Genomic DNA, 16,697 nt, shown 5'->3' on the forward strand with positions numbered 1-16,697 from the left:
TGGCGGCCGGGGCCCCTTCCTCCGAATTCGTCGTTTTCCGTCCGGTCTGACTATTTTTTATCCATGCTTGGTTGGTGTAGGGTAAAAGACCGATACCCAAAAAGGAGAATGAGGGATGTCTGATCAAGTCAGTGGTTCCTACGATCCGGACAAGGGGTATATTGCCTTGCTCGGTTGGAGTCTGAACGCGGTGGAAGCCGCCGATCAATTCAACCGCCGCTACGTTGTTGTAGCGCCCGAATGGGCCGAGAGTTACTGCCAGGAACACAAGATTCCCTACGTGCCCTGGAATTTTGAACGGCTGAACGACCGCTCCATGGAAATTGCACAAACGCTGAAGGACATGGGCGTCAACGTGGCGATTCCGCTGTTCGAGGAGACGGTGGAATGGGCCGGCGCGATCAATGCAGTCCTGCTGGACAAACCCCGCCTGTTTGGCCAAGCCATGCTGTTGCGGGACAAGGCGCTGATGAAACGGCGCGCCCAACTCGGCGGTATTCGGGTGGGCATCTTTGAGGAAGCGCACGATCGTGATGACGTCATCCGATTCCTGAAACGGGTCAACCAGACGCTGCTCAAACTCGACGGCGACCCCAACGACCCGATTCACCTCAAGGCCTTCGACAAGGCCGGTTGCCTCGGCCACCGGGTGATCCGCACGCCGGACGAGGTCGATACCATTCCCGAGGAGGAATTCCCGGTCCTGATGGAATCCCACCTGGACGGCTGGGAGTTTGCGGTGGAAGCCTGGATTCATAACGGCAAGATCCGCTTCCTCAACATTTCCGAGTACGTCACCCTGGGGTATTCGGTCTTCGTGCCGGCCTCGCCGGAGCTGGAAAAGTACCGGCCGCAGATTACGGAGCAGATCGAGAAGCTGATCAAGACGTTCGATATCGATTTCGGGTTCGTCCACCCGGAATATTTCGTCACCAACGATGGCGAGATGTACTTCGGCGAGGTGGCGTATCGCCCGCCGGGCTTCAAGGTGTTCGAGCTACTCGAACGGGTGTACGGCTTCAACGCCTATCAGGGCATGATCCTGGCGTTCGATCCCAAGACCACCGAAGAGGAAATCACTGCCTTCTTCCCGAAAGAGGTGGTGGATGCCAAGTGCTATGCCGGTTGTTTCGGGGTCTATCCGCGACTGCGGGTGGTCAGCCGCCTGGAAATTCCGGAGGAAACCGAGGATCACCCGTACTACGAGTCCAACGACCTGGCGCCGCCCATGCAGGATACAGTAACCAAGCGCACGGCCTTCGGGACTCACTGGGGGCTGCTCTACTTCAAGGGTGACGATCCCCACAAGATGCGCGATCTCCTGAAACATCAGGAAGAGCTGGACTTTTACGTGTAGTCTGTCGACTTTTCCCGATCACGAGGACGTCGAGTGGACAACCCCATCAGCCCGCAGGCAGCCCCCGGAAAACTCGAGGGGCTGCTGGCCAAACTGGACGAAGCAACCACCCAGTTGGCCGGCGCCAGAACGTTCGCCAAACCCGGCAAGGTGCCCGTCGTCTTTGATCTGGTACGGCGCGTCCTGTTGCAGCCGGGTGGTTGTGCAGCGGTGGAGCAGCGGGCTCAGGCGCTGGAAGAAGCCGGCGTTTTCGAGGGGACCGACTGGGCCCACCCCCATATTCTTGTGCCGTCCCTGACACCGCAGTCGCTCAAGAGTCCCGTCGCCGATACCCTGGCGGTGGAGGCTCTGAGTGAGCTGCGACTGTTGGCGGTGGCCATGGGCCGCTATCGGCATCCCCAGGTGTCCTCAGAGCAGGCGCATCATTTCCTGGCTCAAGTGTTGGCCATGAACCTGGCCCTGCTGTTCGGCGCGCCTGGAGAAGCGGAGCGGGAACAGCAGGGTCGCCTGGCCGGCCTGTCCCGGGCACTGGTGCGCCATTTGGCCGATCGCATCGGTTACGAGCACGTGATCGATCAACTGATTGCCGAGATCTGGCGGATCATCGAACAGCGCCCGATTCTTACCGGTCCGGTCAAGCAGATGATTACCCAGATTGCGATCTGCAACAGCAACCCGGACATCGATCTGGGTGCCAGTGGTCAGGGCGCGCATCGACTGGTCAGCAGCCTCTTCGGGCCGACCGAGGCCTGCCGTGAAGATCCCGGACTGTCTGTATACGAGGAACGACTGGCCGCCATGGACCAGCGACGTCTGCAGGCGGAGGCCATGGGCTGTGCCCGGGCCATGCACGACACGGGGCTGGTGTCCGCCTACCACGCGGTACTGGTGCGCTTTCTCCTGGATCAGGGGGACCAGTTGCTGTCCGAGGCGCTGGGCCTGTCAAGCACCGGCCGGGACTGTCTGCTGTGCTATCGCGAACTGGTGCATGCGTTGATCCAGGAAAGTGTTCATCCGGAGACATCGCAGACCGTCTATGGCCTCGCGCTGATGCTGGAGCGTGGCATTCTCTACAACCCGGCGATGGGACCAGCGCTGTGGCGGCAGGTCAATCTGCCGTTATCGCGTACCACGCGGGAACAGTTGGCGCTGGTTTTCGGGGAGTCGGCCTCACCGCGTGCCCGGCTCCTTGAGGGCGTCATTTGTGTGCTGGGGCAGCCGTTAGGTGTGGGGCAGGGGAACAACCCGACCTGCCAGTCGGCTCGGGCGATTTCCATGTGGTCATACAGCGATCCGGATTACCTGTTGCAGCTGTTGGTATGGGCCGCCCGGGACGATGAAATCATCATGCATTTCGAAGGCAAGCCGGTTTCTTCAGTTGCCAGCGCGGGCGGCGTTGCCAAAGAATTGCATCTGGACCTGGATGCGGTCTCGCTGATCCTGGTGCCTCATCTGGACCGGATCTATGGCGAAATGGGCCGCCTCTGTGATGACCGTGACGGTGACCCGCACCGCTGGATCAATCCCGAATTCCACGGGTGGTGGTGTGGCCGGGGTTTCCGCATCAATGTGGATGTGGCGACGGGGCATTTGCACGACGAGGACACCTTTCTACGCCATTTCTACGCCAGCTATCATCCCTACTACAACGGCAACCAACCGTTGATTCACCCGCAGCCGGCAGGCATTGCTGTGACTGACAGCGCTGCCCGATTCATTGGCTGGCACGCCATCTCGATCCTGCGTGTCGGGCTGGATCCCGAAGACGTTATGCGGGTGTATTTCTTCAATCCCAATAACGACAGTGCCCAGGACTGGGGCGACGGCATCAAGGTCAGCACCTCCGGGCACGATGAACGCCATGGCGAGTCCTCGTTGGCGTTCGGCGAGTTTGCCTCGCGGCTCTACATCTTCCACTACGATCCGTTGGAGCATGGGGCGCTGGCCAACGTGCGGCCGGAAGAACTGCAGGATGTCATGGACCGGGTCCATCGCAGTTGGGGGGCGGATCGCCTGCCCGCAGCGGAACTGCAGGCAGGGCAGGGGGTGGATGCGCAGGATGGTGGCGATTAGCGCAGTTTGGTTTCCCGCAGCTTCTTGACGAATTCGGGCGCTTCGAACGATTCCGCCCGGGCCACATCCCAGTATTTTGCGAAGATCGGTATATCGATATGGCCGTCGATCAGCGCGCCCGGTTCCAGGAATCGGAACAGATCCATGTAAGGCTGTACTTCGTTTTCATCCACCCGCCGGATGATATGCTCCGGCCCCAGTTCCCGGGGATGTCGCAAACCGGCAGCGCCCAGCAGGTTCGTCAGTGCTTCCATGGTGTTGCGATGGAAGTTGTAGACCCGCTCGCTCTTGTCGGCCACGTCCAGCTTCTGGCTGCGTTTGGGATCCTGGGTGGCCACGCCACTGGGGCAGCGCCCGGTGTGGCAGTTCTGGGACTGGATGCAGCCCAGCGAGAACATGAAGCCCCGGGCCGCGTTGCACCAGTCGGCGCCCAGCGCCAGGGTGCGGGCAATGTTGAAGGCGGACGTGATCTTGCCGGCGGCACCGACGGCGATGTCTTCGCGCAAATTCGCGCCCACCAGTGTGTTGTGCACCAGCAACAGCGCTTCCGTCATGGGCATGCCCAGGCGGTTCGTGAATTCCAGGGGCGCGGCGCCGGTGCCGCCTTCTCCGCCGTCGACCACGATGAAATCCGGTTTCTTGCCGGTCTGCAGCATGGCTTTAACCAGCCCGAACCATTCCCAGGGATGACCGATTGCCAGCTTGAAGCCGACCGGTTTGCCGCCGGAGATCTCCCGCAGATGCTCGATGAAATCCATCAGTTCCAGCGGCGTGCGGAACGCGCTGTGACTGGCCGGTGATTCCACATCCTCCCAGGGATCCACGCCGCGCGCCTCCGCGATTTCCGGCGTGACCTTGGGCCCCGGCAAGATGCCGCCGTGGCCGGGCTTGGCTCCTTGCGACAGCTTGATTTCAATCATGCGCACCTGATCGCGGGTGGCGTTGCGCACGAACAGCTCCTCGTTGAAGGAGCCGTCCTTGTTGCGGCAGCCGAAATAACCGGAACCGATTTCCCAGACCAGATCGCCGCCGTATTCCCGATGGTAGCGCGAGATCGAGCCTTCCCCGGTGTCGTGGTAGAAGTTGCCTTTCTTGGCACCCTTGTTGAGCGCCAGGATGGCGTTGGCCGAGAGCGAGCCGAAACTCATGGCAGAGATGTTGAAGATGCTGACGCTGTAGGGCTGTTTGCAGTGCTTGCCCACCACCACACGGAAGTCGCTGTCCTGGTGGTCCACTGGCGCGATGGAGTGGTTGATCCACTCATAGCCCTCGGCATACATATCATGCATGGAGCCGAACGGCCGCTTGTCCAGGACGTTCTTGGCCCGCTGGTAGACGATGGCCCGCTGTTCCCGGGAGAAGGGCGTCTCTTCGGTGTCACGCTGGATGAAGTACTGGCGGATTTCCGGGCCGATGGATTCCAGGAAATAGCGGATGTGCGCGAGGATCGGGTAGAGCCGGCTGACCGTGTGCCGTTTCTGCAGGATGTCGTAGGTCCCCAGCACCACCAGTACCCCAAACAGGATCGGCAGGATCAGGGTCGACGGATAGAACCAGGCCAGCACCAGTGTGGCCACAAAACCTGCCAGGGCAATGTAGTAGGCCAGGTAGCGCGCGGGAAAGGAGGATGACGACTTGGACATGCGCGAGCAGACTCCCGTTTGACAGCAAAAGAGGCATGATAGGGGCAGCAGCGCCGACAGGTCGAGCCGCATGCCCCCGGGCGGATGACTTGTGATGCCTTCTATTGCAGCACAGCGGGGTCAGGCTGTCAGGCGCAGATGGCGGTCGGCCAGGCTCTCGACATCGCTTTCGTCATGACTGACCAGCACGATGGCGGTGCCCTGGTCGCGCTGGTCGCGGATGAGTTGACGCAGGGTCTGGCGGGTGTCCGGATCCAGCCCGGTGAAGGGTTCGTCCAGCAACAGCAGGGGTGTCCCGCGCAGCAGTGCCCGTGCCACGGCCACGCGTTGGCGCTGGCCGCCCGACAGTTCCGTAGGGACGCGGCGTGCCAGCCCATCCAGACCGACCTTGTCCAGCATGGCGTCGATGGCGGCCTTGTCCTCGCGGGACAATTTCAGACCCGGATGAATGCCCAGGCCGAGATTGTCGTGCACGCTCAGGTGATCGAACAGGTTGTCTTCCTGGAAGACGGAGGTGACCGGTCGGTCCCAGGGCGGCAGGGACTGGATGTCCTGGGCCTGCCAGCGCAGACTGCCGGAGCCGGCGCTCAGGAAGCCGGCGATCAGGTTGAGCAGGGTGCTCTTGCCGCACCCGCTGGGACCGGTCACGGCCAGGCATTGTCCCGGCGCCACATTGCCGCTGAAGGTCAGCGGCCGGTCGGTGTCCGGATAGCGGAAACTCAGATCCTGGAACTCAAGCATGGGCGCGTGCTCCGGTGGCGAGACGGCGTGGCGACCGCTGACGTCGGCGCCTGTCCCCCCAGCGATTGAGAATGTAGAAGACGACGAACAGCAGGATCAGCATGACAAACGCGGTGCCGGACGCTGCTTCGATCCGATAGGCCGACAGTTGCTGGAACAGCAGCAGCGGCAGCGTGGGTGCGGACGGACTGCCGAACAGAGCGATGACGCTGAAGTCGCCCAGCGAGAGGCCGGCGGCGTAGGCTGCGGCCAGCAGCAGGGGGCGCCGGAGCAGCGGCAGCAGGAGAAACCGCAGTCGATAGCTGCCGCGCAGGTTCAACTGGTCGGCGACCCGCAGGCTGTTTGGCGGCAATGTGGCAAACGGGCCGCGCAACACCTGTAGCACGAAGGGGAGGGCCATCAGTGCGTTGATCATCGCCACCAGCGCCAGGCCCTGGTGGGTCTGGCCCAACTGGGGGCGCAACAGGATGAACAGGCCGGTGCCCAGCACCAGGGCCGGCACCAGCAGCGTCAGGTGGCCGCTGGATTCCAGCAGGCGGGCCATCAGGCGGCGACCGCCCTGGCGCGCCGACTGGCTGGCGGCCAGGATGGCCAAACCGCAGCTGCAAGCCAGGAACGCGGCGATTGTGGCCACGCTCAGGCTCCGAGCCAGGCTCCACCAAAGCTGGCCCTGACCGGCTTCACCCAGCAGTCCGGGCAACCCTCGGATCACGACCGCCAGTAGAGGCAGCGCCAGGAAAGCCAGGAACAGCTGCAACAGGAGTCGATCCCGAGGGCGGGCGTCCCGGCGCCGTGTGCCGGACTGTTCATGGCTTCCGGGAACCAGGCTGCGAGGCGATCCCTGCCGAGAGGCCACCAGCCAGAGGGCGCCACAGATCAGCAGCTGCACCATCGCCAGCAGGGCGGCGCGGCCAAAGTCGAATTCGTAGCGCAGTGACTGGTAGATGGCGACTTCGATGGTGGTAGCCCGTGGGCCGCCACCCAGTGTCATCACAATGGCGAAACTGGTGAAACAGAGGATGAAAATGAACACCGCCAGTCCCGGCAAAACCCGGCGCAGGGCCGGCCATTCCAGGTTGCGCCACAGCGGCCCGCTGGTCAGGCCCAGTTGAGCCGCCATCCGCCACTGGTTGGCGGGGATGCGCTCGAGTCCCTGCAGCAGGATGCGGGCGGCCAGTGGCGCGTTGAAAAAGACGTGGGCAAGCAGGATGCCCTGCAGCCCGTAGAGGTTCCAACGGAAGGGCAGGCCCAGCCAGCCCAGCGCCGTATTGAGCCAGCCGGAGCGGCCGTACACCGCCACCAGGGCAAATGCCGCGACGATGGTGGGCAGCACAAGACTGAGCTCCGTCATCCGCAGCAGCAGGGCGCGACCGGCAAACCGCGGATGCCGGTGCAGCGCCCGGGCCACCGGAATGGCCAGCAGCAGGCTGAGTCCGGTAGACAGGGTGGCCTGGTATACGCTGAACCAGATCACCTGACGCAGGTAGGCGCTTTGCCAGAGATCGCTGACCGCCTGCCATTGCCACTCCGCCAGCAGGCCGGAAAAGCCGGCCGCCACGATGCCGACCAGCAGCAGTGCCACCGCCCGGCCGGGCCAGGCTCGCCAGCGCGGATGGCTGAATGGGGGCGTCACTGTGCGGTCGCGTTGAGCCACTCGTCAATCCAGGCCTTGCGATGGTCGGCGACGGTTTGCGGATCGAAGTACAGGGTCCGGGCGGGTTCGATCAGCCGACTGAACACAGCGGGCAGCTCGTTGCCCAGGTCCGTCGCCGGATACATCACGTTCTTCAGGGGAATTTCCCGCTGGAAAGCGGGGGTCAGCATGAACGCCAGGAACTGTTGGGCCAGCTCGGGGTGAGGGCTGTTCCGCAGGCGTGCCGCCACTTCCACTTGCAGGTAGTGGCCTTCGTCGAAGGCAGCGGCCTGATAGCGATCGGTCTTGTCCACCGCCATGTGATAGGCCGGGGAGGTGCTGTAGGACAGCACCATGGGCGCTTCGCCGTTCATGAACAGCGAGAAGTAGGCGTCGCTCCAGCCTTTGGTGACCGTCAGGATGTGCTTTTGCAGTGCCTGCCATTTAGCCGGGGCCTGATCACCGTAGACCTTACGCATCCACAGCAGGAGGCCCAGGCCGGGTGTGCTGGTGCGCGGGTCCTCGATGATGATTTTCAGATCGTCCGGGGCATTGATCAGCCCGTCCAGGCTGGTGGGGGGATCCGAAAGCTGCTGGGTGTCGTAAACAAACGCGAAATAGCCCCAGTCGTAAGGCACGAAGGTGTCGTCCTGCCATTCAATAGGCAGATTGAGCGACGACGTGTCGATGTCGTGTGGGGCCAGCAGGCCGGTTTTGCGGGCGTCGGCCATGATGCTGGCGTCCAGCCCCAATACCACGTCGGCCGGGCTGGATTCGCCTTCCAGGCGTAACCGGTGAAGGATGGCCACGCTGCTGTCCAGTGCCACGAAGTTGACGGTGCAGTCGCACTGCGCTTCGAATGCTTGCTTGACGGCGGGTCCCGGCCCCCACTCTGAGACGAAGGATGGGTAGGTGTAAACCGTCAGCGTTGGGCCAGCCCAAGCCAGACTGGCGGAAAGCGTGAGCAGAATCAGGAGGAAAAAGCGTGCCATTGTGGTCGATTCCCGTCGTCGTGGAGGCATTCCGGGGGACGGCAGACCGCAGGCAGAGTCTTCACTCAATCCCTTCGCCGGCATGATCCGGAGCAGGTTCCGCGGGTCTGATCTCAGCCTGTCGATACGGTTGCAGGCACCCCGTTGAGAAAACGATATTTTAACAGACTTACCGGGGTCTGCGCAGCGCCCCTTGGCACGATAGATGTGCAGAATCGTTTTTTCTCAGTCCTTAGACCTGTAAGTAAATAGAGGACGGTCAATCGCCGTTCAGGGTGGCTGAATTGCCGCTGTTCGTGGCCCGGAGCGACCTGGAAACAACGCGGGTGAAAGGCAACGATGACAATCTCTATGTGCCGGTAGCCTGTTGTTTAAAGGCGCCGAAAAAATTCTCGGGAAGAGCCTCAATATCTGGACTACGGTTAGAAAAGTGGGTTCCATCCGGAAATCGCTTTTGATATTTCGAGCTCAAATGAATAGACTTAACGGTCTGTAATCTTGAGTCCGAAATGGACCCAACAATCCGTTCGAGGAGACTTGACGTGAGCGAAGTCCTTAAAGACGAGTACTCCACCGACTATCAGGCAGGTCAGGACAATATAACCCCGCTGGGGATGGACCTGCACAAGACGGTGTTTTTCGTTACGGCAGCATTGATCATCTTTTTCGTGGTGGGAACCCTGATTTTCCCGGATGTCTCGAATTCGCTGCTCAGCGGTGCCAAGGCCGGGGCCATCAATCATTTTGACTGGCTCTTCCTGATCAGTGGCAACATCTTCGTGATTTTCTGCCTGGCACTCATCGTGCTGCCGGTCGGCAATATCCGCATTGGCGGTACCGACGCAGTTCCGGAATTCTCCACCATGTCCTGGTTTGCGATGCTGTTCGCTGCTGGTATGGGTATTGGTCTGATGTTCTGGGGTGTTGCCGAGCCGGTCGCCTATTACACCGACTGGTACGGCACGCCACTCAATGTGGCCCCGAATACGCCGGAAGGTGCGAGCCTCGCCATGGGGGCGACCATGTACCATTGGGGTCTGCATCCCTGGGCCATCTACGCGATTGTCGCGCTGTCCCTGTCCTTTTTTGCCTTCAACAAGGGCATGCCGCTGACCCTGCGTTCGGCTTTCTTCCCGATCTTCGGTGATCGCGTCTGGGGCTGGATCGGTGACGTTATTGACATCCTCGCGGTGCTGGCGACCATCTTCGGTCTGGCCACGTCCCTGGGTCTGGGCGCGCAACAGGCAGCCTCCGGTCTCCACTACCTGTTCGGTATCGACAGCGGCATCAGCACCCAGATCGCCATCATTTTCGGCATTACCTGCGTGGCGTTGATCTCGGTGATTCGTGGTCTGGATGGTGGCGTCAAGCTGCTCAGTAATATCAATATGGGGCTGGCGGCGGCACTGCTGCTGTTCGTGATTTTCGCTGGCCACACCCTGGGTGTGTTCGAAGCGTTCTGGACCACCACTTCCGCTTACGTCGGTAATATCCTGCCGCTGAGTAACCCGTTTGGTCGTGAAGACGAGACCTGGTTCCATGGCTGGACCGTCTTCTACTGGGCCTGGTGGATCTCCTGGTCACCGTTCGTCGGTATGTTCATCGCCCGGGTGTCCAAGGGTCGTACCGTACGCCAGTTCGTGACCGCTGTACTGATTATCCCGACCATCATCACCATCATCTGGATGAGTGCATTCGGCGGTTCGGCACTGGAGCAGATCCAGGCGGGTGTGGGCTCACTGGCAACCGACGGTCTGACCGACGTCTCACTGGCGATGTTCCAGATGCTGGCGAATATCCCGCTGACCACCATCACGTCCTTCCTGGGTATCATCCTGGTCATGGTGTTCTTCGTGACCTCCTCTGACTCCGGCTCGCTGGTGATCGACAGCATCACCGCCGGCGGCAAGCTGGACGCGCCGACCCAGCAGCGTGTTTTCTGGGCCGTCATGGAAGGTGCAATCGCGGCGGCGCTGGTCTTCGGCGGCGGTGCCGACGCGCTGAAAACACTGCAGGCAGGTGCCGTCTCTGTCGGTCTGCCATTTACCTTCGTGTTGCTCGTTATGTGCTACGGCCTTTACAAGGGGCTGAACAACGAGCGTGCCCTGATCAACGCCGGCATGAAATAAGCGCCCGGCCTGATCCGAAGAAACCCGCCTCAACTGAGGCGGGTTTTTTTATGTCTGGAAAAAAAGGGGCTGGGTATTTGGCCGAGCGAAGGGTCAGGCGAAGGCCGGCTTTCGATAGCCCGTCTGCTGTGGGGCAGACAGGTTGCCCGTGTGGCTGAAAATGGACATGGCGTATTCCACTCGCGCTTCCGGGGTGAGGTGGGTGCGCTTGAGGCTTTCGATGTACTTCAGGCGTGGCAACAGGCCCTTGCCATTGGCCATCTGGATAGCCAGGCCGGGCCGGGCGTTCAGCTCCAGTAGAGTCGGGCCACTGTTCTGGTCAAGCACCAGATCCGCACCCATATAGCCGAGGCCCGTGGCCTCGTAGCAGCGTGACGCCATCACCAGCATCGTATGCCAGTCTTCGATATGGATGTGCTCCAGCGCCAGGCCGGTGTCCGGGTGGGTCTTGACCGGGCGGTTGAACTGCACGGCGTTCAGGCTTCGGCCGGTGGCGATGTCGATGCCCACGCCGATGGCGCCCTGGTGCAGGTTGGCCTTGCCGTCAGAAGCCCGGGTGGCCAGGCGCAGCATGGCCATCACCGGATAACCGCGGAAAACGATAATGCGGATGTCGGGCACGCCCTGGAACGAGTAGTCGGTGAGGGCGCTGCTGCACTGGATCAGATCCTCGACGATCGCCACATCGGGCGAACCACCCAGCGAGTAAAGGCCCGCCAGGATGTTGGACAGGTGGCGTTCCAGGTGTCGCAGGGACACCGCCGCACCGGAGGCCTTGATAAAACTGTCGTCCTCGCGCCGGGTAATGACGAGGATGCCCTTGCCACCGGAGCCCTTGGCCGGTTTGATGGCGAAGCCGTTCAGGTCCGCCACCCGTTCCCGGAAATGGGAGATCTGGTGCTGTTGGGAAACCACCTGGCGCAGGGCCGGGGTGGCCACATCGTATTCCTCGGCCACCAGCTTGGTTTTCAGCTTGTTGTCCACTAGCGGGTAGGCGCTGCGGTCGTTGTAACGGGCAATGTAATCCACATTGCGCCGGTTCATATTGAGCATGCCGCGGCGGGTGAGGGCGGCCGGCGAGATCCATCGCATCAGTCATACTCCTGCATGGGATGGAACCGACGCAGTTCGCTGAGCTTGTAGCCGGTGTACTGCCCCATCAGCAGGATCACCGCCAGGATGATCAGGTGCAGTTCCGGGAAGTTGAAGGTCAGATGGCCGGCAATCGGCAGGCTCATCACCAGATAGGCCAGTATCGCCACCAGCAGGCTGCCGCCGCCTTGCACAAAGACCTCGTGAGGACCTTCCTCTTCCCACAGGATGGACATGCGCTCGATCGTCCAGGCCAGGATGACCATGGGAAAGAAGGTCACCGTCATGCCCGTATTGAAGCCCATCTGATAGCCGACGATGCTGATGGCAGTGCACATGAAGATGACCAGGATGATCAGCGTCGCAATCCGCGACACCAGCAACAGGTTGAGATTCGACAGGTAGCCTCGCAGCAACAGCCCCAACGCCACCACGGTGATGAACGTTACCAGTCCCGGGCCGAGCGAGGTTTGCAGGAAGGCCACCGCAATCAGCACCGGCATGAAGGTGCCGGACGTACGAATGCCTACGATCACCCGCATAAAGGCGACCACCATCGCCCCCAATGGCAGCAGTAACAGCATGCGGAACATGCTCTGTTCCTCTATGGGGAGCTGATAGAGGCTCAGGAAGCCCAGACCGTTTTCCATCGACTCGGCCCGGGCCAGCTGCAACGCGGGTACCGTCTGCCGCAGCATGGCAAAGCTCACCACGGACTGGCTGCCGCCCATCACGTCAAGCAGGGATTGGGTATTCCGGCTCCACAGCAGGACGTTGTCGGGCAGGCCCTGTTCACCGGTCTGAGGATTGAACGTCAGCCAGTGGTCGCCGTCGTAGATCTCCAGGAAAGGCCGCAGTGGCTGGCGCCGGCGGGCATCTTCCAGCTTGACGCCCTCGGAGACCCGCGCCGGAATATCGGCGTAATTCAGCAGTTTGACCAGCACATCCACATCGTCGTGGCCGGCCAGCAGGAGGGCGGTGTTCTGGTCCGGATCGGTGGAGCGAATCAGTTTGATCAGTTCCCGGGTCATGCTCTCCGGCGTACTGGATTTGGCGGCAGCCAGCGCCAACACTTCGTGGGCGGCGGTCGCCTGGGGTTCTTCCCAGTAGACGGTGTCGGGCTCGGGCGGCTGTTCCGGTGGCCGGGGTTGGGCGTCCGGGTCGGGAATGAACTGGGCTTTGTAGTACAGCGTTTGCGGACCGTTGGCTTCACGGATCGACCATTCGCCCCGGCGATCGCCCTGATCATCGACGATCGAAAAGCCGTATCCCGGTGACGCCGCCTGCTCCGACAGCACATGGAAGCCGGGCGGATCGTCCGGCAGGTTCAGGCTGACCAGTACGGGATCGCCACTGGCCCGGAAATCCACCCGCGCTTCCACCAGCCAGACCGGCCGTTCCTCACCGGACAGCCAGGGAATACCGAGTTCGAAATGACGCAAGGTGGCGATGCCCACGCCGGTAAAGATCAGCAGGGCAATGGCGATGTAAAACGGGTAACGGGACTTCACTGCGGCGCTTCCTTGGCGGACTGGTTTTTCCCGGCCTTCGATGTGAACTTGGCGGGCAATTGGGTAGCGAAATCCTTGCCGACATCGACCAGCATGACATCCCGGAGGATATTGCGGCCGATCAGGACGGTGTGGGACAGAGCTTCACGATTGGACAATGTGAACTCGGCTTTCTGGACGTGATCGCCAATGGCGAACTGCAGCTCGACCACGGCCCGGCGCTCACTGTCGTCTGCCGACGCCTGGATGATGCGGGCATTGCGGGAGAGAGGGCGCTCCAGCGTTTTCAGCTTGTCCTTGGTGCCCGGTACCGGCACGTCGAAGCGGACCCAGTCCTCGCCGTTACGTTCGAAATAGGTCACGTTGCGGGCGTCCAGCGACGAGGTCTCGGCGCCGGTGTCGACCCGTGCTTCATAGGTGAAGCCGGGCTCCAGGAAATGCACCTTTTCCAATTCACCGACAACCAGCATGTCCTGGAAGTGCGAGGAGGATGCGGTCTCACCGCTGCTGACTGAGGAGCAAACCGGCTGTGGTCGCTTGGGGCAGCTGGGAGGCTTGATCTGTTCGCGGATGGTTTCGATCAGGGCCCGGGTATTTTCGTTGTTGTTGCGCACCATGCCGCGATGGTGGGCCTTGAGGTCTTCACTCAGTTGCCGGAGTTCGCCGGACTGGACGGTCTCAGCCTGTTTGAGTGTGTTCAGGTCGTCCTGTTTGACCAGGGCCGAGCCGGAGCAACCGGCCAGGAGTGTCCCGAGAGCCGGGATCAGAACCCATCGTGAAAGCGTGCGAAGCGCGCGCATAGGCATGACAAACCTCTGTCCGCAATAAACCGTGTGTGACTGATCGGGGTTGTCCGAAAATGAAGGGCGAAGTATACATTATTACGACATTACGCCGATTTACCGATCTGTAACCCCCCTTGCGGGTCTGTGATCCGGTTGGCGTTACGGGCCTGCCGGCGGGATCGTTTACTCGGTCGGCGGGTGCTGGGTCCGGATATAGTGATCGGCGTCGAGGATATCGTCGGAGCGCAGGTAGGCCTGGACCGACGGCGGGCAATTCAGGTACAGCAGAAGCAGCTCGCGCTGGATGTCCTGATCCTGGATGCGGGACGCGTAGTGAATCAGGCTGCGAATGGTGCTGTCTGACGCATCGTCGAACCGCTTTTCATAGCGCAATTCCACCAGCGTATGCAGGCGTTCGAGATGATACTGGCCGGTGTGGGTCAGGTGTTCTGTAAGGCTGAACCCGGTGTTGCTACCACCGTCCTCCGGGGCGCATGCCTGTCCGGTCGTTCTGCGCCAGAGTGCTTTTAACATGGCTGTGTCTCGAAAATTCCTTGTCCGGGGCGAACCCCGCAGCGCTGACAGTTCGGCGATGTCCGGCCGACTTTGAGCACTTTTTAATTATCGTTATACCGACTGTTGTAGCTCAGATTACGAGCGGCTTCCATCTCTGGATGCTCTCTTATTACATGTCTCCGGAATTTTGAGACTTGTGTGTCATATCGGCTGCGTGCAGGATCACCCATTGTGTACGGATATCAACCTGCTGCGAGGGTGTCACTTCACCTTTAGTCGAAGTGGGTCCGGGTAAGTTCCTTGGCCCGGGCAGTCGGTTTTCTGGATAATGCCTTACCCATCAACGTCCGGGCTTGCAGTGCGAGTCGCGACGGTCACTTTCCAGAGACAGGAGTTGAATGTGCCGCTTACTATTCCCCGGGAAATGCTTCCGGTGCTTGTTACCGTCGCTCTTGGGGTGGCGCTGGTTACCGCTTTTGCGCTGGTGTTGTTCTATCAGCGTCGCCTGCGACAGGTACGTGAGGAGGTCCAGTCCCGCCTGGATGCCATGACCACCCGCGCCGAAGCGGCCGAGGAACAGGCTTACCACGCCAGCCGGGACCGGGCGCTTCTGGAGCAGGAACGCGACCAGTTGCGGGAGCAGGCGACGGAGCAGCATCGCCATCAACGGGATCTTGAGGCCGCCCGGGAAAGCTGGCGTGACAAGGCCACGGAGCTGGATAACCGGATGGCCACGTTGGTGGCGGAGCGGGACGGTTCCCAGAAGCGCGAGCGCAAGCTGGAGCAGGATCTGTCCGAGCTGAATGACCGTTACGAGGCGGTTAACCGCTCCCTGTCCGACGCCCGGGTGTCGCTGCGCGAATACGAGGTGACTCTGGAAGAGGAGCGCCGCACTACCGGCGAAAAGCTGCAACTGTTGGAGCGCAATCGCGATGCGCTGAAACAGGAATTCGAGAACCTGGCCAACCGCATTTTCGAGCAGAAGAGCGAGCGTTTTTCGCAGCAGACCCGCACCAATCTCGATTCCCTGTTGAACCCCTTCCGAGAGCAGTTGCAGGACTTCCGCAAGCGCGTGGAGGACGTCTACACCACCGAAACCCGGGACCGTCAGGCGCTGCGCAGTGAAATCGATGCCCTGCAGAAGCTGAACAAGCAGATCACCGAGGAAGCGGCGAACCTGACGCGGGCGCTCAAGGGCGACAAGAAAATCCAGGGGAACTGGGGGGAGCTGATCCTCGAACGGGTGCTGGAGAAATCCGGCCTGCGCAAGGGCGTCGAGTACGAAACCCAGGGCTCGTACCGGGATGCCGAGGGTCAGTTGCTGCGCCCGGATGTGGTGGTCCACCTGCCGGACAAGCGCAACCTGATTGTGGATTCCAAGGTGTCCTTGCTGGCCTATCAGGAATGGGTCACCGCCGAAGACGACGACGCCCGCGAGAGTGCCCTCAAGGCCCACGTCGAGGCGGTGCGCCAGCACATTCGCGGTCTCAGCGAGAAGGACTACAGCCAGCTCAACGGACTGCATTCGCCGGACTTCGTACTGCTGTTCATGCCGATCGAACCGGCCTTCGTAGCGGCCTTCCAGCAGGATGAGAACCTGTTTGCCGAAGCGTTCGAGCGCAAGATTATCGTGGTCACGCCGACCACCCTTCTGGCGACCCTGCGCACCATCGAGAACATCTGGCGGTACGAGCGCCAGAGTCAGAATGCGCGGCAGATCGCCGACCGGGCCGGAGCGGTCTACGACAAGTTGCGGGTCTTCGTGGAATCCATGGAAAAGCTGGGTAGCCAGCTGCAGACCGCGCAGGGCACCTATGATGGCGCCATGAACACGCTGACCCGCGGCAAGGGCAATCTGATCTCGCAGGCCAACCGGTTCGTCGAACTGGGCGTGCGGGTGAAAAAGGAATTGCCCAAGTCGATCCGCGAGCAGGCAGGCGTTGGTCATGACGAGGACGACGAGACGGATGACGAAAACGACTGAAAATCGTCGAAACGGCTCCCGACGAATGGAATTCAGGTCACAGTGACGCCACGCCATCGTGGCCTAGAATGATCAACACGACATCCAAGATCCGCATCTTCGGGAGCCCTGCGTGTTGAACACATATCCTTGGCAAAACTCACTGGCCTTAACCCTGTCCCGGGCCGCGATGGCCGGTGGCGGTGATGACGATGGGGATCAGAGTGGCGATACCATCGTTGTTGACTGATCCACTGACCCG

General features: G+C 61.3%; 12 protein-coding genes and 1 riboswitch. Of the genes, 4 read left to right on the top strand and 8 right to left on the bottom strand.

The annotated features are described in order from the left end of the window. The first annotated feature begins 115 nt into the window (after window positions 1-115). Together J3364_RS04570 and J3364_RS04575 are read left to right on the top strand one after the other, a co-directional pair. Entirely contained in the window at window positions 116-1,357 is a 1,242-nt protein-coding gene (locus tag J3364_RS04570) for an ATP-grasp domain-containing protein (protein WP_349557131.1), read from the top strand. Between the two features lie 33 nt (window positions 1,358-1,390). After that, window positions 1,391-3,430 carry a hypothetical protein gene (locus J3364_RS04575; RefSeq protein WP_349557133.1) on the top strand — a complete coding sequence of 680 codons (2,040 nt, stop codon included), beginning with the start codon at window positions 1,391-1,393 and terminating at the stop codon, window positions 3,428-3,430. Here the strand turns inward: J3364_RS04575 and J3364_RS04580 are convergent. The 4 genes from J3364_RS04580 to thiB form a co-directional block, all read right to left on the bottom strand. Beyond that, the gene (locus J3364_RS04580; protein ID WP_349557135.1) at window positions 3,427-5,073 is read right to left on the bottom strand and encodes an FMN-binding glutamate synthase family protein; all 1,647 of its coding nucleotides are present in this window, start codon (window positions 5,071-5,073) and stop codon (window positions 3,427-3,429) included. The two genes, J3364_RS04575 and J3364_RS04580, sit on opposite strands and share 4 nt — an antisense overlap. Before the next feature lie 120 nt (window positions 5,074-5,193). Further along, on the bottom strand, window positions 5,194-5,814 hold the full coding sequence (locus tag J3364_RS04585) for an ATP-binding cassette domain-containing protein (RefSeq protein ID WP_349557136.1): 621 nt from the start codon (window positions 5,812-5,814) through the stop codon (window positions 5,194-5,196). Then, window positions 5,807-7,468 (bottom strand): thiamine/thiamine pyrophosphate ABC transporter permease, encoded by a 1,662-nt coding sequence (thiP, locus tag J3364_RS04590; RefSeq protein WP_349557138.1) that lies wholly within the window; start codon window positions 7,466-7,468, stop codon window positions 5,807-5,809. Before thiP ends, J3364_RS04585 begins: the two co-directional genes overlap by 8 nt. After that, the gene (gene thiB, locus J3364_RS04595; RefSeq protein WP_349557140.1) at window positions 7,444-8,439 is read right to left on the bottom strand and encodes a thiamine ABC transporter substrate binding subunit; all 996 of its coding nucleotides are present in this window, start codon (window positions 8,437-8,439) and stop codon (window positions 7,444-7,446) included. The genes thiP and thiB overlap by 25 nt, the downstream gene beginning before the upstream one ends. A gap of 52 nt (window positions 8,440-8,491) precedes the next feature. Beyond that, window positions 8,492-8,593: riboswitch (TPP riboswitch) on the bottom strand. A gap of 388 nt (window positions 8,594-8,981) precedes the next feature. Here thiB and J3364_RS04600 point away from each other — a divergent pair. After that, window positions 8,982-10,568, top strand: coding sequence for a BCCT family transporter (locus J3364_RS04600; protein ID WP_349557142.1), 1,587 nt, complete (start codon window positions 8,982-8,984; stop codon window positions 10,566-10,568). Between the two features lie 93 nt (window positions 10,569-10,661). On the opposite strand, the gene J3364_RS04605 is transcribed toward J3364_RS04600, so the two are convergent. The 4 genes from J3364_RS04605 to J3364_RS04620 form a co-directional block, all read right to left on the bottom strand. Further along, a complete protein-coding gene (locus J3364_RS04605; protein ID WP_203140590.1) occupies window positions 10,662-11,660 on the bottom strand; it encodes an alpha-L-glutamate ligase-like protein in 999 nt (332 codons plus the stop codon). Beyond that, on the bottom strand, window positions 11,660-13,171 hold the full coding sequence (locus J3364_RS04610; RefSeq protein ID WP_203140591.1) for an inactive transglutaminase family protein: 1,512 nt from the start codon (window positions 13,169-13,171) through the stop codon (window positions 11,660-11,662). Before J3364_RS04610 ends, J3364_RS04605 begins: the two co-directional genes overlap by 1 nt. Next, window positions 13,168-13,971 carry an ATP-dependent zinc protease family protein gene (locus J3364_RS04615; RefSeq protein WP_349557144.1) on the bottom strand — a complete coding sequence of 268 codons (804 nt, stop codon included), beginning with the start codon at window positions 13,969-13,971 and terminating at the stop codon, window positions 13,168-13,170. The genes J3364_RS04610 and J3364_RS04615 overlap by 4 nt, the downstream gene beginning before the upstream one ends. A 168-nt stretch (window positions 13,972-14,139) precedes the next feature. After that, the gene (locus J3364_RS04620) at window positions 14,140-14,490 is read right to left on the bottom strand and encodes a hypothetical protein (protein ID WP_349557146.1); all 351 of its coding nucleotides are present in this window, start codon (window positions 14,488-14,490) and stop codon (window positions 14,140-14,142) included. Between the two features lie 709 nt (window positions 14,491-15,199). Between J3364_RS04620 and J3364_RS04625 the strand changes: the two genes are divergently transcribed. Further along, window positions 15,200-16,456, top strand: coding sequence for a DNA recombination protein RmuC (locus J3364_RS04625; RefSeq protein WP_349557459.1), 1,257 nt, complete (start codon window positions 15,200-15,202; stop codon window positions 16,454-16,456). The last annotated feature ends 241 nt before the right edge of the window (window positions 16,457-16,697 follow it).

Source organism: Marinobacter sp. NFXS9 (genome assembly GCF_040148665.1).
Taxonomy (GTDB): domain Bacteria; phylum Pseudomonadota; class Gammaproteobacteria; order Pseudomonadales; family Oleiphilaceae; genus Marinobacter_A; species Marinobacter_A mangrovi.